The sequence below is a fragment of the Nonomuraea sp. PA05 genome (assembly GCF_008086045.1).
Taxonomy (GTDB): domain Bacteria; phylum Actinomycetota; class Actinomycetes; order Streptosporangiales; family Streptosporangiaceae; genus Nonomuraea; species Nonomuraea monospora.
In genome coordinates, this window is the sequence record NZ_VSEY01000038.1 from 107,445 (window position 1) to 126,407 (window position 18,963).

The following is an 18,963-nucleotide window of genomic DNA, read 5'->3' on the forward strand; positions in this document are numbered from 1 at the left end:
GGCCTCCCGTCGCCGTCGGCGCGCTCACCGGCGGACCGCCGCGGGCAGCAGGTCGCCGTGCGCCTCGATCAGTTCGTCGCAGAGCGCCTCGATCGCGGGCAGCGGCAGCGTGGCCGCCGTGTTCGGGTCGAGCATCGCGGCCCGGTAGATGTGCGCCCGCTCCCCGTCGAGCACCGCACGCACGGTCAGCTCGACCACGTTCAGGAACGTCCGGTTGAGCGCGGCGAGCTGCACGGGCAGGTCGCCCACGGCCCGCGGGCGCACCCCGGCGGCGCCGACCAGGGCGGGCACCTCCACACACGCCTGCGCGGGCAGGTTGCCGATCAGGCCGCGGTTGGCCACGTTGACGTAGATCTCCTTCTCCTCGCCGGTCAGCAGCGCCAGGATCATCGCCGCGGCGGGCTCCTGGTGCTGCCACCGGATGAGCAGCTTGTGGCCGGCGGACAGGGCCCGCCGGGTCTCCTCGTACAGGTGCAGGCTCTGGCCGACGCGCCGCAGGTACTCCTCGACCGGCACGCCCAGCCTGGCGGTCTCCTCGGGGTGGCGCATGATCCACGGCACGTACTCGGCGGCGTGCTCGCTCGACATCGTCGGGAAGCGGCCGAAGGTGCGGTACAGCTCGACCCGCACGTGCCTGCGCAACTGGGCGTCGGCGGCGATCACCGCGTCCAGCTCGGGGTAGAGCGAGCGGCCGCCCGCCTCGAAGCGCAGCACGAACGACTGGTGGTTGAGCCCGGCGCTGAGGAAGGTGATCTCGTCCTCGTCGCGGCCGACGAGGTCGGCCAGGTAGGCATGCGTGTCGCACACCGCGTGGCACAGCCCGGCGAACCGTTCGAACCCGGTGGCCTCGTGCACCGCCTGCCCGGTCATCGCCATCGGGTCGCTCAGGCTCAGCAGCCACGCCTGCGGGCACACCTCGGCCATCTGCGCGGCCAGCTCCACCAGCACCGGGATCGTGCGCAGCCCGCGGAAGACGCCGCCGATCCCGATCGTGTCGCCGATGGTCTGGCGCAGGCCGTACCGGTGGGGGATCTCGAAGTCGCGCAGCGTGGCCTCGAAGCCGCCGACGTCGAGGTGGGCGACCACGAAGTCGGCCCCCTCGAGCGCCTGCCGCCGGTCGAACACGCTGCGGATCTTCGCCTCCGCGCCCGCCTCGGCGTCGAGCGCCCGCACCAGCGTCCCGGCCGTGGCCAGCCTGCCGGGGTCGTCGTCGTGCAGCACGACCTCCAGCTCGCCGCGCAGGGCAGGGGCGAGCATCAGGGCGGACAGGACGCGGCGCGTCAGCTCCACGTCACCGGCCCCGATGAAGACGATCCGCGCCATTCCCGCAGTATCCCACGCCCCGTCCGACGCTGGGCGCCCGCTCAGACGCGCAGCAGCGGCCCCCAGGTGAGCGGCCCGACCAGGCCGTCCGCCTCGATGCCCTCGGCCTGCTGGAAGCCCCGCACCAGCGCCACCAGCCCGTCGTCGCAGCGGGTGGACTTCAGCCAGCCCTCCAGCCCGTCCTGCACCCCGGCGTAGGCGGCGGGCGGCACGTGCCCCCGCGCGAACAGGCAACCCCTGACGGTCTTGACGTCGTAGTTGTCGTCGCCGAGCCGGACCAGCGGCAGTTCCTTCATGATCTCCTCCGTCCAGGATGGGCCGGGCGCGCCGGCGATGAGGGCGGCGACGGCCGCCCGGAAGTCGGTCATGTCGATGGAGTGGGGGTCGGGCTTGGCGGTGTTGACCTCCCGGTGGGCCCTGACCCGCGAGGCGCCCAGCCCGAACTCGCGGCACAGCTCCGCGCACAGCCGCCGGTAGGCGTCGAGCTGCACCTCCGGCCACGGCTGCGAGCCGTTGTTCTCGGCCTCGATGCCGATGGAGCTGGAGTTGTCGTGCAGCGGCGAGGTCGAGGGGGCGTTGTGCCAGCAACGCCCGGCCGCGATGACGTAGATGCGGCCCGACCGGCCGAGCCCGAACTGCGACAGCGGCCCCGACAGCCCGGGACGGCCGTCACGCACCACAGCCAGGGAGGGGTAGTCACCGCCACCGGCGGGGCCGGCGGTGTGGTGGCAGACGATGCCCTGCACCTCGGGCTGCGGCCCGTGCCCCCGGCTCCGCCACCCGGCCACCTCGGTCACCGGATGGCCCGTGCGGCGGGCGACGTCGGCGAGCTGGGTCAGATACGGCATCGTGCACCTCCGTCTTGCGTCTGGATGAGTCTCACACCCTTCGATCGACGACGAGTAGTCATCGAGTTGCTGTCCGTGATCACCGCCGGGCGGGCGGATGACCAGGGCTCCCGCCACGCGCGGCAGGTGCTTACAGATCATTACCATGCCGTACCCGTACGCGACCGGGAGATTCGGAGAATCGGGGCAATCGGGCACCGGTGGCGGGGCGGGGGTCCCCGATGTCTATACCCGGAGGTCAGCGTCCGCTCACAACGACGCGGCGAGGGGGATCCTCACGGCCGGATGGCGCCGACGAGCCGCCCCCGCCAGTAGTCGTCGAGAGCGACCACCTTGATGACGTCGCCGGTCTGCGGCGCGTGCACCATCCTGCCGTCGCCCGCGTACATGCCCATGTGCCCCAGGCCCTTGCTGAACAGCAGGTCGCCGGGCTGCACCTGGTCCAGGGGCACCCGCCGGCCGGCGCCCCACGCCCACTGCGTGTACGTGGTGCGCGGCAGCGACACCCCGGCCGCCCGCCAGGCCGCCTGCGTCAGGCCCGAGCAGTCGAAGGAGCCCGGCCCGGTGCCGCCGTACCGGTACGGCTTGCCGACCTGCGCGAAGGCGAACTGCAGCGCCTCGCGCGCGTTGCCGGAGGCGGGGCCGGTGTAGGTGAGGCCGGTGCCGCGCGGGTTGCCGGTCCGGTAGGCGCCCAGCCGGCGCAGCAGCTTCGTCTGCTGCTCGACCAGGTCGTCCACCTCCTCCTGCTTCCCGCGCACGTCGTCGCGCGCCTGCTCGGCCTCGGCCAGCGCGCCCTTGGCCTGGTCGCGCCGCTCCCGCAACCCCTTGGTGGCCGCCTCGAACGCCGCGATCCGCGCCGCCCGGTCCTGGGCCATCTGGTCGAGGGAGGCCATGCCGCTGAGCATCGCCTCGGGCGGCCCGCCGACGGCCAGCCGCTGCCAGCCCATCGACGGGCCGAACTGGTAGTTGTGCACAGCGATCGCGGCCAGCTCATCCCGCAGCTCCGCCACCTGCTCGCCCTTGGCGGTCAGCTCGGCGTCCAGCGCCCGGTACTTCGTCCTGGCCTTGCGGTAGGCCTCCGTGGCCTGGTTGTAGCGCTCGACGAGCTGGTCGGCCCGCTCGTTCAGCTTCACCAGCCGCGCTCTGACCTGGGCGGGGGACGGGTCGGCCCAGGCCGCGCCCGGCACGACGGCCGGAACGGTCACGGTCAGGGCCGCGGCAGCCGCCGCCCGTGCGAGCCTCGCCGACACCGTCACCCGTCCGCCTCCTTCGCGCCGTTCCATCAGGAGGTACGGGGAAATCGCCGGGAATGTTCAGTGTCAGAAGGCCCGGGTGTCAGGAGAACGTGCAGGGCAGCCGTTTGCAGCCGTTGATGAAGCTGGACAGCAGCCGGTCCGGCTCGTCCGCGCGGATGTCCGGCAGCCGCCCGAACAGCTCACGCAACATCACCGTGATCTCCCGCCGCGCCAGGTTCGCCCCCAGGCAGAAGTGCGGCCCCGGCCCGCCGAACCCCACGTGCGGGTTGGGGGAGCGGGTGATGTCGAACGCGTCGGGGTCGGCGAAGACGCTCTCGTCCCTGTTGGCGGAGGCGTACCAGAGCGTCACCCGCTCGCCCGCCCGCAACCGGTGCCCGTTCAGGTCGTGGTCGCGGGTGACGTTGCGGCGCATGAAGATCACCGGCGTGCTGTGCCGGACGATCTCCTCCACGGCCCCGCCGATGCGCGCGTCGAAGTCGGACAGCAGCAGCCGGCGCTGGTCCGGATGGTCGGTGAGCAGTTTCAGGCCGTGGGCGAGCGCCGTGCGGGTGGTCTCGTTCCCCGCCACGACCAGCAGCAGGAAGAACGCGCCGAACTCGCGCGGGCTCAGCCGTTCGCCGTCGATGTTGGCGTTGACCAGGGCGGAGGTCAGGTCGCCCGTCGGCGCGGCGCGGCGCTTCCTGCCCAGCTCGGCGGCCAGCCGGTGCAGCCGCCAGCCCGCCAGCGACACCGTGGCCAGCAGGCGGGCGGTGCGCAGGCGGCCGACCCTGGGGGTGCCGCCGGCGTAGTCCACGGGACGGCCGACGTACTCGGGGTCGGTGTAGCCGACGACGATGTTCGTCAGGCGGACGACGCTCTCGTGCTGGTGCGGCGGGATGCCGAGCATGTCGCAGATCACCTCGACCGGCAGCCGCGTCGCCACCCGCGAGACGAAGTCGCCGGGCCCGCCGGCGATCAGGTCGTCGACGATGCGGCGCGCCCGGCTGGCGATGTCGTCCTCGGTCTTGGCCAGCGTCTTCGGCGTGAACGCGCGGGAGACGATGCGGCGGATCTTGGCGTGCCGCGGATCGTCCATGTCGATCATGGAGTTGAAATAGCCGTCCATCCAGCCCGGCAGGTCGGCCGGGCTGGTGGCGCTGGGCTCGCTGCTGAACACCTCGGGATGGCGGCTGGCCTCCACCACGTCGGCGTGGCGCACCAGCGCCCACGCGCCCGGGTCCCGCCGCAGGAACGGCACCTTCGGCATGGCGAACCGCCGCAGGCCGGGCTCTGCCCGCAGTAAGGCGAACGCGCGCGCCCGCTCCTGCTCGGAACGCTCCCAGAACCGCAGGTCGCTCAGGTCGACGTCCCTCAGGGTGAGGGCCGAACGGTTGTCCGTCGCCATGCGTCCACCGCCTTCCGAATCTGGTGTTTACCATCACCAGATTTGCCGGACGCGTCAAGACCTGCGGCACAATCGGGAACATGACGCCCCACAGAACCTCCGTGCGCCCCTACCGCGGCGAGCCCGCCGAGCAGCGGCGCGCCCGGCGGCGGGCGGCGCTGCTGGAGGCCGGCCTCGACGTGCTGGGCACCGGCGGCTGGGCCGCCGCCACCGTGCGGGGCGTGTGCGCGCGGGCCGGCCTGAACGACCGCTACTTCCACGAGAGCTTCACCGACCTCGACGCGCTGCTGCTGGCCGTGGTCGACGACCAGGCCGCGCAGGCCACCGGCCTGATCACCGCCGTCGCCGCGAAGGCCCCGCGCCGCCTGCGGCCGCGCGCCGCCGCCGTGGTGAGCGCCATCGTCGACTTCCTGGCCGCCGACCAGCGCAGGGCCCGCGTCCTGGCCTACGAGTTCCCCGCCAGCGCGCTGCTGCAGGAACGCCGCAGGCAGATCATCGAGACGCTGGCGGGCATCTACATCGAGCAGGCCCGCGAGCTGCTCGACGAGGTGCCGCTCAGCGAGACCGACCTGCGGATGACCGCGCTGACCGTCGTGAGCGGCCTGTGGGAGCTGCTGTCGGCCTGGCTGCGCGGCGACGTGGACACCGGCCGCGACCACCTCGTCGACTACGTCGTCGCGCTGCTCCTGTCCACCACGGACCTGGCCCCCGCCCTCGACCACCGGCTCCGCTGAGAACCGTCACCCCGGCGCGGGGCCCGTGCTGCCGCGCACGAGCAGCCGGGGCCGGTAACACACGTTGTAGCCGCCGCCCTCGCCGCTCATCAGCGCCCGCAGCCGCTCCCACGCCTGCCGCCCCAGCTCGTTCTGCGGGATCGACACCGTGGTCAGCGGCGGCGTGGTGTAACGGGCGAACGGGATGTCGTCGAACCCCGTCACCGACACCTCGCCGGGCACCCGCACCCCCAGCTCGCGCAGCCCCGTCAGCACGCCCGAGGCCACCATGTCGTTGAAGGCGACCACCGCGCTGGCCCCGCACTCCACCACCCGCGCGGCGGCGGCGTGCCCGTGGCCGAACATCGACCCGCACGCCAGCACGGCCAGCTCCACCCCGGGCACGGCACCGGGCACGGCACGCAGCGCGGCGAGCCGCTCGGCGTTGCCCGCGCTGCCGGGCGGCCCGGCCAGGTAGACCAGCCGGCGATGCCCGAGCCCGGTCAGGTGGGCGACGACCTCGCCGATGCCGGCGGCGTTGTCGATCGACAGGGACGGCGCGTCCAGCCCGGGAACCTCCCGGTAGACCAGCACGAACGGCGCCAGCCTCTCGCCGAGCGCCCGCAGCCGCTCGTCCGGCGCCCGCGGCGAGGCCAGCACCAGCCCGTCGGCGTTGCGCCGCGCCTCCAGCGCCAGGATCACCTCCTCCTCCGGGTCCTCGTCGGACTCGGCCACCAGGAGCTGGCGGCCCGCCTTGCCCGCGGCCTGGCTCAGCCCGCGCAGCACGCTCTGGAACAGCGGGTTGGACAGGTCGGGCACGACGAGCGCGACCGCGCCGGTACGGCCGAGCGCGAGCCGGCGGGCGGCGGCGCTGGGCTCGTAGTCGAGCGCCTCGGCGGCGGCCCGCACCCGGGCGGCCAGCTCGGGGTTGACGGTCGGCGAGCCGTTCATGACCCGCGACACCGTCGCCCGCGAGACCCCGGCCGCCTCGGCGACGCGGCTGATCGTCGCCTGCCCGGCCGGCCGGGGCCCGCGCCTGCCGCGCCGCGCGCCGGCCCCGTCGAGCAGGCCCTCCTCGGACACCGGCACCTCCAGGTCCCGCTCGCCGTCATCCGCTCCGCGTGAACGCATGCCCGCACCCGCATTAAAGCCCGGCACGTCCCCACCCGTCGAGATACCGGTTTCTCACCGTAAGGAACAACCGGTTGCCGTAACCGGTGTCCGCTACGTTCACCCAGCTCAGAGCCTCGCCAACCGGGCGTTGACACCCGAAGGGGGCGATGTTAGAAACTGGTTACTCCGAAGGGTGCCAGATGAGCAAACGTCCGGACCGGATCGGCTACCTGTTCCTCACCCCGTGGTTCCTCGGCATGGCCCTGTTCACCATCGGCCCCATCCTTGGCTCGCTCTACCTGTCGTTCACCGACTACACCCTGCTCAGGCCGCCGGAATGGCTCGGGCTCGACAACTACCGCCAGATGCTGGACGACCCGCGGCTGCACGACTCGCTGCTGGTCACGTCCGTCTACGTGTTCGTGTCGGTGCCCGTCCAGCTCGCGCTGGCGCTGGCGCTGGCCCTGCTGCTCGACCGCGGCGTGCGCGGCCTGAGCTTCTACCGGTCGGTCTACTACCTGCCCTCGCTCCTGGCCGGCAGCGTCTCCATCGCCATCCTGTGGCGGCAGATCTTCGGCAAGGACGGCCTGGTCAACCAGCTTCTCGCGCTGTTCGGCGTCGAAGGGGTGAGCTGGGTGGCCCACCCCGACTTCGCGCTCGGCACGCTGGTGCTGCTCAACGCGTGGACGTTCGGCGCGCCCATGGTCATCTTCCTGGCCGGGCTGCGCCAGATCCCCGTCTCCTACTACGAGGCCGCCCAGGTGGACGGCGCCGGGCCGGTGTCGCGGTTCACGCACATCACGCTGCCCATGCTCACCCCGATCATCTTCTTCAACCTCGTCCTGCAGCTCATCGGCGCCTTCCAGAGCTTCACCCAGGCGTTCGTGATCAGCGGCGGGCGCGGCGGCCCGTCGGACTCGACCCTGCTCTACACGCTCTACCTGTACGAACGCGGCTTCGGCTCCTTCGACATGGGCTACGCCTCGGCCATGGCGTGGGTGCTGCTCGCGGTCATCGCCGTGCTGACCGGGGTGAACTTCCTGTTCGCCAGGCGGTGGGTGTTCTATGGGAGCTAGCCGATGGCCCCGGCACCTGCTGCTGCTCGCGTTCGGCCTGGTGATGCTCTACCCGCTGCTGTGGATGGTGTCCAGCTCGGTCAAGCCCACCGACACGATCTTCCGCGACCCGTCGATCTGGCCCACGGAGCTGGACCTCGGCAACTACACCGACGGCTGGACGGCGCTGGAGCACCCCTTCCACTACTATCTGTGGAACTCGGCCGTCATCGCCGTGCTGGCCGTCGCGGGCAACCTGCTGTCGTGCTCGCTGGCCGCGTACGCGTTCGCGCGGCTCGACTTCCCGGGCAGGAACCTGTTCTTCGCCCTGATGCTGGCGACGCTGATGCTGCCCATCCACGTGCTCATCGTCCCCCAGTACGTGCTGTTCTCCCAGCTCGACTGGATCAACACGAACCTGCCGCTGGTCGTGCCCAAGTTCCTGGCGCACGACGCGTTCTTCATCTTCCTGATGGTGCAGTTCATCCGCGGCCTGCCCCGCGAGCTGGACGAGGCCGCCCGCATCGACGGCTGCGGGCACATCCGGATCTACTGGCGGATCATCATGCCGCTGTCGGTGCCGGCGCTGGTCACCTCGGCGCTGTTCACCTTCATCTGGACCTGGAACGACTTCTTCAGCCAGCTCATCTTCCTGACCGACCCCGAGCTGTGGACCATGCCGGTGGCGCTGCGCTCGTTCATGGACGGCCAGGGCGAGACCGCCTGGGGCCAGCTCTTCGCCATGTCCATCGTGGGCCTGGCGCCGATCTTCGGCTTCTTCCTGGCCGGTCAGCGCTACCTGACCCAGGGCATCTCCACGACCGGCTTCCGCTGACACGTTCTGATCGCGAAGGAGAACGGCCATGCCACGATCCAAGGGTCTGGCGGCGCTCTGCCTGACCGGCGTCCTGCTCGCGGCCACCGCCTGCGGCGGCGGCTCGTCCGGCGGCGGCGGGGACGGGACGGTCGAGCTGCGTTTCGGCTGGTGGGGCAACAACGACAGGGCCGCCGCCACCCAGCGCGTCATCGACGCCTTCCAGAAGCAGAACCCCGGCATCAAGGTCAAGGGCAGCTACACCGACTTCAACTCCTACTTCGACCGCCTGGCCACCGAGGTCGCCGGCGGGCGCGCCCCCGACGTCATCACGCTCGGCGGCGCCTACCCCCGCGAGTACGGCGACCGCGGCGCCCTGCTCGACCTCGCCAAGACCGGGCTCGACACCGGCAAGATCGGCGCGGCGGCGCTGGACAACGGCAAGTTCGGCGGCGTCCAGTACGGCGTGCCGACCGGCGTCAACGCCATCGCCGTGGTCGTCAACGAGGCCGTCTTCGACCAGGCCGGAGTGCCCCTGCCCGACGAGGACACCTGGACCTGGGACGACTTCACCCGCACCGCCAGGCAACTGGCAGGGAAACTGCCGGACGGCACGTTCGCGCTGGCCGACCCGACCAGGACCGACATGCTCGACGCCTACTCCCGCCAGCGCGGCCAGGCCCTCTACACCGCCGACGGCAAGGTCGGCATCGCCGAGGCGACGCTGACCGCCTGGTGGGCGATGACGCTCGAGTTGATGAAGGCGGGCGCCACCCCGCCCGCCTCCCAGACGGCCGAGCTGATCACCCAGCCCGCGCCCGAGCAGTCGCTGATGGGCCGCGGCCAGGCCGCCATGCAGTTCGACTGGAGCAACCAGCTCACCGCGCTCAGCAAGGCCGCCGGGCAGCCGCTGCGGCTCATGCGGGTGCCCGGCGAGAGCCCGCAGCCCGGCATGTGGCTGCAGGCGTCGCAGATCTACAGCATCAACGCCAGGAGCAAGCACCCGCAGGAGGCGGCCAAGCTCGTGGACTTCCTCGTCAACAGCCCCGAAGCCGGGAAGATCATCCTCGCCGACCGCGGCATCCCGGCCAACTCCGACGTCCGCGCCGCCATCCAGGGCGTGCTCGGCGAGCCGGAGAAGGCGCAGGCCGCCTTCATCGACGCGCTCACCCCCAAGGCCGGGCCGCCGCTGGTGATCGGCCCGGCCGGCTCCACCGACACGCCGAAGATCCTGGACCGGGTCAACGCCGAGGTGCTGTTCGGCCGTCAGCAGCCGGCCGAGGCGGCGGCAGACTTCGTCCAGCAGGTCACCACGGCGATCAAGCAGTGACCGGTCACCCGTCCGGCGCGCCTGCCGGTCGCCTCACCGGCCGTCCCATCGACCGCAGGGCGCTGGCCGGGCGGCACGCCGTCGAGGTGACCGGGATCGTGCCCGGCTCGCCCCTGTCGGTGGGCAACGGCGAGCTGTGCTTCACCGCCGACGTCACCGGCCTGCAGACCTTCCCCGGCCACTACGCGGCGGGCGAGGGCACGCTGCTGGCCACCATGGCGTCGTGGGGCTGGCACAGTGTCCCCGGCACCGGCCCCGGCACGTACTCGCTGGAGTCGGCGACCCGCACGTACCGGACGCCGCGCGGCCCCGTTCCGTACGTGGACATGGCAGGGGAGCTGAGCGGCTCCGGCGGCGAGCGGCCCGCCTCGCGGGCCGAGTCGTGGCTGCGCGCCAACCCGCACCGGCTCGACCTGGGCCGCATCGGGCTGACCGCGCCCGGCCGGCCCCTCACCCCTGAGGACGTCAGCGACGCCAGGCAGCGGCTCGACCTGTGGACCGGCACACTGACCAGCCGCTACCGGCTGCGCGGCGTGCCGTTCCACGTCGTCACCGCCTGCCACCCCGCGCTGGACACGATCGCCGTGCGGCTGGAGTCGCCCGGCCTGGCCGAGGTGGCGGTGCGGCTGGCGTTCCCGTACGGGTCGCAGGCGTGGGGCGACGCGGCCGACTGGTCACAGCCGGACGCGCACACCTCCGAGCTGCGCGCCCGCGAGGGCGGATTCACCGTCGAACGCACCCTGGACGCGACCACGTACCAGGTGGCGGTGCGCGCGGCGGGCGGCGAGGTGACGCGGGCGGGCCCGCACGAGTTCCTCATCACCTTCACTGGCCCCGCCGCCGAGCTGACCTTCACCTTCGACCAGCCCGCCACCGGCCGCACACCCGGCCGCACACCTGGTCGAATATCCGGCCGCGTGCCCGGCTGCACCGAGGTGCTGGAGTCGGCGGCGGCGCACTGGGCCTGGTGGTGGAGCACCGGCGGCGCGATCGACCTGTCCGCGGGCCAGGACGAGCGCGCGGGGGAGCTGGAGCGGCGGATCGTGCTGTCGCGCTACCTGACGGCCATCCACTGCTCCGGCTCCCTGCCGCCCGCCGAGACCGGCCTGATGACCAACAGCTGGCGGGGCCGCTTCCACCTGGAGATGCACTGGTGGCACGCCGCCCACTTCCCGCTGTGGGGCCGCCCCGAGCTGCTGGAACGCAGCCTGGCCTGGTACGCCGCCATCCTGCCCGCGGCCCGCGCGACCGCCCGCGCCCAGGGCTTGCCCGGGGTGCGCTGGCCCAAGCAGACGGGCCCCGGCGGGCGGGAGAGCCCCAGCCCGATCGGGCCGTTCCTGGTGTGGCAGCAGCCGCACCCCATCTTCCTGGCCGAGCTGGTCCGCCGCGCGGCCGGCACCCGCCACGCGCTCGACCGCTACGCCGGGCTCGTGCTGGAGACGGCCGCGTTCATGGCGGCGTTCGCCATCGAGGGCGGCGTGGGTGAGGGTGGGTTCTCGCTGGGGCCGCCGCTGGTGCCCGCCCAGGAGTCGTACGCCATGGCGCGCGCCCGCGCCCGGAACCCGACGTTCGAGCTGGCCTACTGGTCATGGGCGCTGGACGTGGCACAGCGGTGGCGGCGGCTGCTCGGGCTGGCCCCCGAGCCGCACTGGGCACGGGTGGCCGCCGGGATGGCCAGGCCGCTGGTGCGCGACGGCGTGTACGCGGCGATGGACGCGCCGCCGTACACGGTGCGCGACGACCACCCCTCCATGCTGTACGCCCTCGGCTTCGTCCCCCCGACCCGCCTCATCGACCCCGCCACCATGCGCGCCACGCTGCGCGACGTGCTGGCCCGCTGGGACTGGGACAGCACCTGGGGCTGGGACTACCCGGCCATCGCGATGACCGCCACCCGCCTCGGCGACCCGGACACCGCCGTCGAGGCGCTGCTCATGCCCACCGCCAAGAACACCTGGCTGCCCAACGGCCACAACCCGCAGACCGCCGCGCTGCCCGTCTACCTGCCCGGCAACGGCGGCCTGCTGGCCGCCGTCGCGCTCATGGCCAGAGGCTGGGACGCTGGCCCGCGCACCCCCGGCTTCCCGGACACCTGGCACGTCCGTCACGAAGGGCTGGTGGCCTCACCCTGACCAGTCGATCTCCTGCCGCTTGCCGAGGAACTCCCCGGCCGCCTCCCACTCCAGCGGCAGCGGCATCGGGTACGTCGTCCTGATCCTGGACAGCTCCCGGTGCGCCCGGATCAGCCCGGCGAAGTCGCGCGGGTAGTTCCGCGTGTCCACCCCGGTGAACACGCCGACCTTGCGCGCCCGCCCGAGCAGCCGCCGCCAGTCCTCGATCCCGGCCAGCCCCACCGACTCCACCCCGTGCGAGAACAGCATGAGCCTGATCTCGTCGAACGGGTCCGCGCCGTCGAGGTAGGCCATCGCCCGCTCGTGCGACTGCTCGGCGTTGAACACCATCCAGTACGGCACCGACCCGCTGCGCAGCGCCCACCACGGCTCCAGCAGCAGGAAACACTCGACGAGCAGCCGGTCGGCGGGCAGGTCACGCCGCCTGTACCACTCGCGGTACAGGTCGGCCACGACCGGGCTCAGCTCCTCGGGCTCGCCGTACCGCATCCTGGCCAGCCGCCAGCCGTTGCGCGCCGCCAGCTCCTCCAGGTCGGCGAGCAGCTCCGGCTCGAACCCCCACTCCGCCTCCGGGCTGTCGCCGTCGGCCGGCGGGTAGTCCCACCGCTGCCGCCCCGCCCCGTACCGGCGCAGGTACGCGGCGACGCGCGGCCCGCCGTGCTCGTACTCCTCGCGGGTGGCGCCGCCCAGCGCGCCGTGCTGGAACACGTACCGCGGCCCCACTCGCGTGACCGGCCAGCGCAGCCCGCACTCCGACACCACCAGCGTCGCGCCCGCCGGCAGCGACTCCTCCAGGAAACGCCGGTAGGCCTGCGGCAGCCTGCGCCACTTGACCCGGAAGTACGTCATGCCCGCGATCATCAGCCGGTCCTGGTTGGCGTCGTGCATGTGGTGCAGCACCAGGTCCGGGTTGGCGTCCAGCAGCGCCTGCCCGGCCTGGCGGGTGGCGTTCAGGTCGCCGCGCGGATCGTCGGGGCCGACGCCGTGCCGGCGTACCGGCAGCAGCAGCGTCTGCGGCAGCCACGGCGCCCGCAACGCCGCCGCCAGGTGCACCAGCGCGCCGTTGGACGAGCCGATGAACGCCACCGGGTGCGGCCCGCGCGGGTAGTGGCCGCCTGCCCAGCGGGCCAGCTCCTCCGAACGGATGTCCGGTACGCGGCGCAGCGGCACCGCCTCGGCCCAGCCGCTCACCGCGTACGCCTTCTCCTTGGCCGCCCGCGGCAGCCGCGACGCCGCGCCCGCCACGGCGGCGGCCACCGGCTCCAGCGCCGCCGGCGCCTGCCCCAGCATCGGCACGTCCCTGTCGCGCAGGAACCGCGACAGCGCCCGCAACATCCCGGTGGCCGAGTCGAACGAGGCCACCGCCTTCTGCGGCTTCACCACGAGGCCTCCCCTGCCGTCTCCAGGAACGCCCGCACCTCGCGCGCCAGCCCCTCAGGATCCTTGTACGGCACCATGTGCGGCAGCCCGTCCATGACCACCAGCCGTCCCCGCGGCAGCAGCCGGGTCACCTCCTCGGCCCACGCCTGGCTCACCATCCGGTCCTGGCCGCCCCGCACCACCAGGGCGGGCACGGCCACGTGCGGCAGCTTGTCCTCGATCCGGTCGCGCATCGAGGTGCCGAAGCTGGCCAGCACCCGGCGCGGCCCGGCGTCGAGGTAGTCGGCGACGTTCAGCGGCATCATGCGCGGGCTCTCCCGCACCGAGTTGCGCAGCCACTGGCCGACCAGCCGCGCCGCCGACCTGGCCCGCGCGTCCACGGTCGGCCCCACCAGCACCAGCGCGCCCGCCGCGCCCGGATGCCTGGCCGCCAGGTCGACCGCCACCTGGCAGCCGAACGACCCGCCGAGCAGGCACGGCCGCTCCAGCCCGCAGGCCGCCAGCCAGCCGGCGACCGCGTCGGCGAGCGCGCCCAGCGTGAGCGGCTCGCGCGGCTTCTCGCTGCGGCCGAACCCGGGCAGGTCGATGCTCCAGGCGTCGTGCGTGACCCCCATCGCCCGTACGAACGGCAGCAACTCCCTGCTCGACACCCCGGCGCCGTGCAGGCACACCACCGCGGGCCGCGCGGGCCCGCGTTCCCGCCACACCGCCACCTTCATGCCCAGGGCGGTGCCCACCAGCGATTCGAGCGGCACGCCTCTCCTTCCTGACCAGGAGGAAAGACGCTCTCCTACCCGAACCGTGATCGGTCAGTCCACCGGCGACGGCGGCGGCGCGCCCAGCGACTCCAGCTCCGCCCAGAACCCGTCCGGGATCACCGCGTCCACCAGCGCGTCCAGCCCCTCGAGCCGCTCCACCGAGGTGATCCCGACCACCGTGGAGTGCACCCGCGGCTCGCGCAGCGAGAAGTGCAGCGCCGCCGCGGGGAGCGCGACCCCGTGCCGGTCGCACAGCTCCCGCACCCGCTCCACGTGCCGGCCGAACTCCGGCGAGATCGGGCGGTAGCCGTACCGGGAGGCGTGCCGGGACGAGCCGGACAGGATGCCGCCGCCGAACGGCGCGGCGTTGAACACCGTCATCCCGCGCTCGCCCGCCAGCCGCAGGATGTCCTCGGCGCCGCGGTCCACCAGCGTGTAGCGGTTGTGGGTGAGCACCGCGTCGAACGCGTCGGTGCGAATGTAGTCCTCCACCAGCGTCCCGCCCGCGGCGGCGATGCCGATGGCGCCGACCAGGCCCTGCTCGCGCAGCGACACCAGGGCGGACACCGCGCCGCCCGGCGCCGTCGCCTCCTGGACCGTGATCGTGAACGGGTCGTGCAGGTGGTAGATCGGCAGCGTGGCGACGCCGAGACGGGAGAGCGTCTCCTCGAACGAGCGCTTCACCCGGTCACCGTCGAACACCCCGGTCTCCGGGTCCCTGTCGGCCTTGGAGAAGACCGTCACCCCCTCAGCCCCGCCGAGTACGCCGCCGATCAGCGTCTCGCTGCGCCCGCCCGCGTACTCGTTGGAGGTGTCGAGCTGCCGGAAACGGCCGGACACCAGCGCCCGCGCCAGTTCTTCGCCGCCTGGGTCGCGGCCCAGCCCCGACGTGCCGAGGGTGATCGCCTCCAGCGGAGTGTCCGTCCCGGGCACGCGGCGCGCCTGCTGCTCTGGCACCGTGTCCGCCTCTCTCGTGATCGTACGGTTTCCGGACGATCATCCCATGTGTCCGGGTCAGAGGATGAGCTGGAGGCGGCGCCGCGTCTGCCACTCCACCGTCATCACCGTCGCGTCGTCCTGCAACCGGCCCCGCTGGTGGGCGAGGATGGCCTGGATGAGGCGCCGCAGCGTCTCCGGCGCCGACATCCCGTCGGCCTCCCGCCGCACCACGAAGTCGATGAACCGCTCCAGCCCGAACAGCTCCCCGTCCGGGCTCTGCGCCTCGATGATGCCGTCGGTGTAGAACAGCAGCCGGTCGCCCGGCTCCAGCTGGTAGTGCAGCGTGCCGGTGGAGGCGTCCAGGCCGAAACCCATCGGCGGGTCGGGGATGCTCTCCAGCGTCGCCACCAGATGACCGTCGCGCAGTACCAGCGGCGGATGGTGACCCCGGTTCACCCAGGTCAGCGACCCCGAGTCGAGGTCGAGCCGGGCCAGGACGCCCGTGGCGAAGCGGCCGGTGAACTCGCCCCTGATCGCCTCGTCGATCGCCTCCCCGGCCGCGGCCAGATCGACGCCGAGCAGGCGGCTGTTGCGGGCGGCGGCCATCGCGATGGACGCGGTCAGCCCGGCGGAGGTGTCGTGGCCCATGGCGTCGAAGATGGACAGGCTCAGGGTGGCGCCGTCGAGCGCGTAGTCGAAGGCGTCGCCGCCCATCTCGTAGGCGGGCTCCAGCGCGGCGCTGACCACCACGTCGTCGTTGGCGAATGTGCCCGGCGGCAGCAGGTTCCACAGCACCTCGGCCGACAGGGTCAGCGGGCGGGTGCGTACCAGCCGGTGGAAGGAGTCGCTGTGCGGCCGCTTGCTGATCACCATCAGCGCCAGCAACGACGCCAGGCTCTTGGCCCGCGTCTCGACCAGATCCCCCTCGTGGGGCGAGGTGAAACCGATCACGCCGACTCGTTCCGTGCCGTCCAGCAGCGGCACCCACAGCACCGGCGCCTGCCCGTCCTCCTGCGGGCGGGCGCGCACGATCTCCACCGAGCGGAAGGCCCGGCCCGGCATGGTGCCGTCGATGCGGACGGGGCCGAGCGGCTCCCCGGCGGCGTCGCACTGGCCGGGCAGCGGTACCAGGAGTTGCTGCTGCAGGTCGGTCACGTAGAGCACGGCGTGCGGGAACCCCGCGATCCGGGCGTGCTCGGCGGCGTGGGCCGTCAGCTGCTCCATCCCGGACAGGTGCATGACCTGCAGCAGGCCGCCCAGGGCGCGCTCACCGTCACTCCGCACGTCCTCACCCCTCGCACGTCACGTCCGTCACCGCCCTCCTACCCATCCCGCGACGGATCTTGACGCGTCCCGGCCGCATCATCCGGGCACCCGCGTGAGCACCCCGCCCCGGAAACCCGCCCCGACCGCGTGCCCGCCGCGTCCGCCCGCACGGCCGGGCCCGCGCGGGGACCCCCGCACCTGCTCGCCCAGGACGCCGAGGGCCGCCGCGCTGGTGGCAGGCCTGTCCTGCGCGGGGCCACGGGCGAGGGCGGCGGCAGGTGCTCGCGCCCTTTCTGTCGGGGCGGCCCGGCATGATGAGGGGCATGGCTTCATGGCAGGAATTCGAAAGTCAGGCGCCCGAGCTGTCCAAGGCGGCCCGGCGGCTGATGGACACCTACACCCACAAGGTGATGGCCACCTTGCGCAAGGACGGCTCGCCGAGGGTGAGCGGCGTCGAGACGAGCTTCAAGGACGGCGACCTGTGGACGGGCTCGATGCCCCGCGCCGTCAAGGCCGCCGACCTGCTGCGCGATCCGCGCATGGCCCTGCACGTCACCTCACGCGACCCCGACCAGTCCGACCCCTCCGCCTGGGAGGGCGACCTGAAGCTGTCCGGGCGCGCGGTGGAGGTCACCGACGCGGCGGTGCGGGCGGCGTACGGGCTGCCGGACGCCGACTCCCACCTGTTCAGGATCGAGGTGAGCGAGGTGGCGTGGACCAGGGTGCAGGGCGACGAGCTGGTGATCGCCGCCTGGCGCGAGGGGGAGGGCGAGCGTGAGATCCGGCGTAAGTGATCTACAATGTAAAGGCGCGGGGCCGCTCGGCTGACGGGTCGCCTAGTGGACGGCGAAACCACCGTCCACGAACAGCATCTGGCCGGTGACGAACGCGCACGCGTCGCCCGCCAGGAACACCGCGGCGCCCGCGAAGTCCTCCGGCAGCCCGTTGCGGCCCACCATGTGCCGGGCGGCCAGCGCCTCGACCCGGCCGGGGATGGCCTGGGCGGGCTCGGTGAGCGGCGTCAGCACGAACCCGGGGATGATCGTGTTCACGCACACCCCGGCCGGCGACCACGCCTCGGCCTGCGAGCGGGTCAGCCCGGCCAGCCCGGCCTTGGCCGCGCCGTAGGCGCCGCTGTCGCCGAACGCGCTGATCGACTGCTGCGAGCCGACGTTGATGATGCGGCCCCACCCGCGCGCCGCCATCCGCGGCCCGAAGTGCTGTCCGAGCAGGTACGGGGCGGTGAAGTTCACGGCCATGGTGCGCTCGAAGTCGTCGTCGGTCAGCTCGGCCATGGGCTTGCGGATGTTGTTGCCCGCGTCGTTGACCAGGATGTCGATGCTGCCGGCGCTCTCGCACACCCGCCGCACGTCCGCGCGCTCGGCCAGGTCAGCGCTGATCCACGAGGCGGTCACGCCGTGCTCGCGCAACCGGGCGACGGCCTTGTCCAGCTCGGCCTCCCTGCGGGCCACCACCACGACCTCGGCCCCGGCGCGGCCGATCGCCTCGGCCAGCACGTACCCGATGCCGGAGCTGCCGCCGGTCACCAGCGCGCGACGGCCGTGAAGGGAGAACAGCTCCCGCAGATAGTCGGACATGGTCGATGAAGCTAGCACCCCGCCACCCGCCCGATCCCCGTGGGGCCGGTTGTGGCCAAGACCACAGCCGCCCCCGCTTCCACGCCCCGCCCCAGGGGCGCTGGAACGCCCCTGCCGGGCCGTGATCGGCAGGACGGCGGGCAAGCGGCCGTGGCCGGTCCTCCTGTGCGGGGGAGGGTCCGCGCACCCGTCACGGAGCCTGCTGCGACACCCCGGAAAGCCGCTCTGACCAGGGACGACAGGGCTTCATGGCCGTAGGATCGGCAGGGTCAGGCCGCGCGGGGCGGCCGTCCCGGTCTGGAGATCCCGAGTGAACCGCACCATCCGTACGATCGACGACGTCCTGGCCCTGATGGACCGGATGTTCGCCTCAGGCGCCGACCGGTGGACCGGCAACGCCTCCACCTGGTGGGACGGCTTCTACGCCGACCGGTCCAAGCCCGTCCCCTTCTTCGTGCCGGGCCCGGACGAGAGCCTGGCCTCCTACCTGGACCGGGGGCTGCTCAGCCCGGGGCGAGCGCTGGACCTGGGGTGCGGGCCGGGCAGGAACGCCATCCACCTGGCCTCCCACGGGTTCGAGGTGGACGCCGTGGACCTGTCGCCCGCCGCGGTGACCTGGGGCGAGGAACGCGCCGCCGAAGCGGGGGCGAAGGTGCGTTTCGTGTGCGGTGACGCGTTCACCTCGGAGGAGCTGGCGGGGCCGTACGACCTGGTGTACGACTCCGGCTGCCTGCACCACCTGCCGCCGCACCGCCGGGTGAGCTACCGGGCGTTGCTGGAGCGGGTGCTGGCGCCGGGCGGGCATCTGGCCGTGACCTGCTTCGCGGCGGGTGGCATGGGGTCGGAGCAGAGCGACGAGGAGCTGTATCGCGACGGTGAGCTGCACGGCGGGCTGGCTTACACGGCCGAGGAGCTGCGGTGGCTGTTCTCGGACTACGCGGAGGTGGAGGTGCGGCCGATGACGGGGCAGCCGCCCGGTGGCGCGCTCTTCGGCGAGCCGTTCCTGCTGTCGGCGCTGTTCCGGCGGGAGACGGCGGCCTGACACCCCTGCCGG

The 18,963-nt window shown here is 73.0% G+C and carries 17 protein-coding genes; 7 read left to right on the forward strand and 10 right to left on the reverse strand.

Features of this window, described 5'->3' with window-relative positions; all coding sequences use genetic code 11:
• Positions 1 to 24: 24 nt before the first annotated feature.
• The 4 genes from FXF51_RS44695 to FXF51_RS44710 form a co-directional block, all read right to left on the reverse strand.
• Positions 25 to 1,323 (reverse strand): alpha-glucosidase/alpha-galactosidase, encoded by a 1,299-nt coding sequence (locus FXF51_RS44695; RefSeq protein WP_148440871.1) that lies wholly within the window; start codon positions 1,321 to 1,323, stop codon positions 25 to 27.
• Positions 1,324 to 1,364: 41 nt separating this feature from the next.
• The gene (locus FXF51_RS44700; protein WP_187414924.1) at positions 1,365 to 2,171 is read right to left on the reverse strand and encodes an N-acetylmuramoyl-L-alanine amidase; all 807 of its coding nucleotides are present in this window, start codon (positions 2,169 to 2,171) and stop codon (positions 1,365 to 1,367) included.
• Between the two features lie 275 nt (positions 2,172 to 2,446).
• Complete coding sequence (locus FXF51_RS44705; protein ID WP_262380249.1) at positions 2,447 to 3,427, reverse strand: NlpC/P60 family protein; 981 nt, start codon at positions 3,425 to 3,427, stop codon at positions 2,447 to 2,449.
• Positions 3,428 to 3,506: 79 nt separating this feature from the next.
• The gene (locus FXF51_RS44710; protein WP_148440874.1) at positions 3,507 to 4,811 is read right to left on the reverse strand and encodes a cytochrome P450; all 1,305 of its coding nucleotides are present in this window, start codon (positions 4,809 to 4,811) and stop codon (positions 3,507 to 3,509) included.
• 80 nt (positions 4,812 to 4,891) lie between these two features.
• On the opposite strand from FXF51_RS44710, the gene FXF51_RS44715 reads away from it, so the two are divergent.
• Positions 4,892 to 5,545 carry a TetR family transcriptional regulator gene (locus tag FXF51_RS44715; protein ID WP_148440875.1) on the forward strand — a complete coding sequence of 218 codons (654 nt, stop codon included), beginning with the start codon at positions 4,892 to 4,894 and terminating at the stop codon, positions 5,543 to 5,545.
• Between the two features lie 6 nt (positions 5,546 to 5,551).
• Here FXF51_RS44715 and FXF51_RS44720 read toward each other — a convergent pair whose 3' ends face one another.
• Complete coding sequence (locus tag FXF51_RS44720) at positions 5,552 to 6,655, reverse strand: LacI family DNA-binding transcriptional regulator (protein ID WP_148440876.1); 1,104 nt, start codon at positions 6,653 to 6,655, stop codon at positions 5,552 to 5,554.
• A 182-nt stretch (positions 6,656 to 6,837) separates the two neighbouring features.
• On the opposite strand from FXF51_RS44720, the gene FXF51_RS44725 reads away from it, so the two are divergent.
• From FXF51_RS44725 to FXF51_RS44740, 4 genes are read left to right on the forward strand one after another with little or no spacing between them, the layout of a single operon-like run.
• Complete coding sequence (locus FXF51_RS44725; protein WP_262380250.1) at positions 6,838 to 7,713, forward strand: carbohydrate ABC transporter permease; 876 nt, start codon at positions 6,838 to 6,840, stop codon at positions 7,711 to 7,713.
• Positions 7,703 to 8,527 carry a carbohydrate ABC transporter permease gene (locus FXF51_RS44730; protein ID WP_148440878.1) on the forward strand — a complete coding sequence of 275 codons (825 nt, stop codon included), beginning with the start codon at positions 7,703 to 7,705 and terminating at the stop codon, positions 8,525 to 8,527. Before FXF51_RS44725 ends, FXF51_RS44730 begins: the two co-directional genes overlap by 11 nt.
• A 28-nt stretch (positions 8,528 to 8,555) precedes the next feature.
• Positions 8,556 to 9,836 carry an ABC transporter substrate-binding protein gene (locus FXF51_RS44735; protein ID WP_148440879.1) on the forward strand — a complete coding sequence of 427 codons (1,281 nt, stop codon included), beginning with the start codon at positions 8,556 to 8,558 and terminating at the stop codon, positions 9,834 to 9,836.
• Positions 9,833 to 11,968 (forward strand): hypothetical protein, encoded by a 2,136-nt coding sequence (locus FXF51_RS44740; protein WP_222871745.1) that lies wholly within the window; start codon positions 9,833 to 9,835, stop codon positions 11,966 to 11,968. The genes FXF51_RS44735 and FXF51_RS44740 overlap by 4 nt, the downstream gene beginning before the upstream one ends.
• Here FXF51_RS44740 and FXF51_RS44745 read toward each other — a convergent pair.
• Genes FXF51_RS44745 through FXF51_RS44760 form a run of 4 tightly spaced genes read right to left on the reverse strand, consistent with a single transcriptional unit; the run spans position 11,960 to position 16,329 of the window.
• Positions 11,960 to 13,351, reverse strand: a complete 1,392-nt coding sequence (locus FXF51_RS44745; RefSeq protein WP_262380251.1) for a hypothetical protein — start codon at positions 13,349 to 13,351, stop codon at positions 11,960 to 11,962. The two genes, FXF51_RS44740 and FXF51_RS44745, sit on opposite strands and share 9 nt — an antisense overlap.
• The gene (locus tag FXF51_RS44750) at positions 13,345 to 14,103 is read right to left on the reverse strand and encodes an alpha/beta fold hydrolase (protein WP_148440880.1); all 759 of its coding nucleotides are present in this window, start codon (positions 14,101 to 14,103) and stop codon (positions 13,345 to 13,347) included. Before FXF51_RS44750 ends, FXF51_RS44745 begins: the two co-directional genes overlap by 7 nt.
• Positions 14,104 to 14,157: 54 nt before the next feature.
• Positions 14,158 to 15,063 carry an aldo/keto reductase gene (locus FXF51_RS44755; RefSeq protein WP_222871746.1) on the reverse strand — a complete coding sequence of 302 codons (906 nt, stop codon included), beginning with the start codon at positions 15,061 to 15,063 and terminating at the stop codon, positions 14,158 to 14,160.
• A gap of 57 nt (positions 15,064 to 15,120) precedes the next feature.
• A complete protein-coding gene (locus FXF51_RS44760) occupies positions 15,121 to 16,329 on the reverse strand; it encodes a PP2C family protein-serine/threonine phosphatase (protein ID WP_262380252.1) in 1,209 nt (402 codons plus the stop codon).
• A gap of 305 nt (positions 16,330 to 16,634) precedes the next feature.
• Here FXF51_RS44760 and FXF51_RS44765 point away from each other — a divergent pair, with 305 nt between their 5' ends.
• Positions 16,635 to 17,105 carry a pyridoxamine 5'-phosphate oxidase family protein gene (locus FXF51_RS44765; protein WP_148440881.1) on the forward strand — a complete coding sequence of 157 codons (471 nt, stop codon included), beginning with the start codon at positions 16,635 to 16,637 and terminating at the stop codon, positions 17,103 to 17,105.
• A 42-nt stretch (positions 17,106 to 17,147) separates the two neighbouring features.
• Here the strand turns inward: FXF51_RS44765 and FXF51_RS44770 are convergent, their stop codons facing one another.
• Complete coding sequence (locus FXF51_RS44770) at positions 17,148 to 17,909, reverse strand: SDR family NAD(P)-dependent oxidoreductase (RefSeq protein WP_148440882.1); 762 nt, start codon at positions 17,907 to 17,909, stop codon at positions 17,148 to 17,150.
• A 310-nt stretch (positions 17,910 to 18,219) separates the two neighbouring features.
• Between FXF51_RS44770 and FXF51_RS44775 the strand changes: the two genes are divergently transcribed.
• Positions 18,220 to 18,951: a class I SAM-dependent methyltransferase gene (locus tag FXF51_RS44775; protein WP_148440883.1), complete on the forward strand. Its 732-nt coding sequence runs from the start codon at positions 18,220 to 18,222 to the stop codon at positions 18,949 to 18,951.
• The last annotated feature ends 12 nt before the right edge of the window (positions 18,952 to 18,963 follow it).

Coding starts and splice junctions, on each gene's coding strand:
- FXF51_RS44695 (WP_148440871.1), bottom strand. CDS start 1,323: ATGGCGCGGATCGTCTTCATCGGGGCCGGTGACGTGGAGCTGACGCGC.
- FXF51_RS44700 (WP_187414924.1), bottom strand. CDS start 2,171: ATGCCGTATCTGACCCAGCTCGCCGACGTCGCCCGCCGCACGGGCCAT.
- FXF51_RS44710 (WP_148440874.1), bottom strand. CDS start 4,811: ATGGCGACGGACAACCGTTCGGCCCTCACCCTGAGGGACGTCGACCTG.
- FXF51_RS44715 (WP_148440875.1), top strand. CDS start 4,892: ATGACGCCCCACAGAACCTCCGTGCGCCCCTACCGCGGCGAGCCCGCC.
- FXF51_RS44720 (WP_148440876.1), bottom strand. CDS start 6,655: ATGCGTTCACGCGGAGCGGATGACGGCGAGCGGGACCTGGAGGTGCCG.
- FXF51_RS44725 (WP_262380250.1), top strand. CDS start 6,838: ATGAGCAAACGTCCGGACCGGATCGGCTACCTGTTCCTCACCCCGTGG.
- FXF51_RS44730 (WP_148440878.1), top strand. CDS start 7,703: ATGGGAGCTAGCCGATGGCCCCGGCACCTGCTGCTGCTCGCGTTCGGC.
- FXF51_RS44735 (WP_148440879.1), top strand. CDS start 8,556: ATGCCACGATCCAAGGGTCTGGCGGCGCTCTGCCTGACCGGCGTCCTG.
- FXF51_RS44765 (WP_148440881.1), top strand. CDS start 16,635: ATGGCTTCATGGCAGGAATTCGAAAGTCAGGCGCCCGAGCTGTCCAAG.
- FXF51_RS44770 (WP_148440882.1), bottom strand. CDS start 17,909: ATGTCCGACTATCTGCGGGAGCTGTTCTCCCTTCACGGCCGTCGCGCG.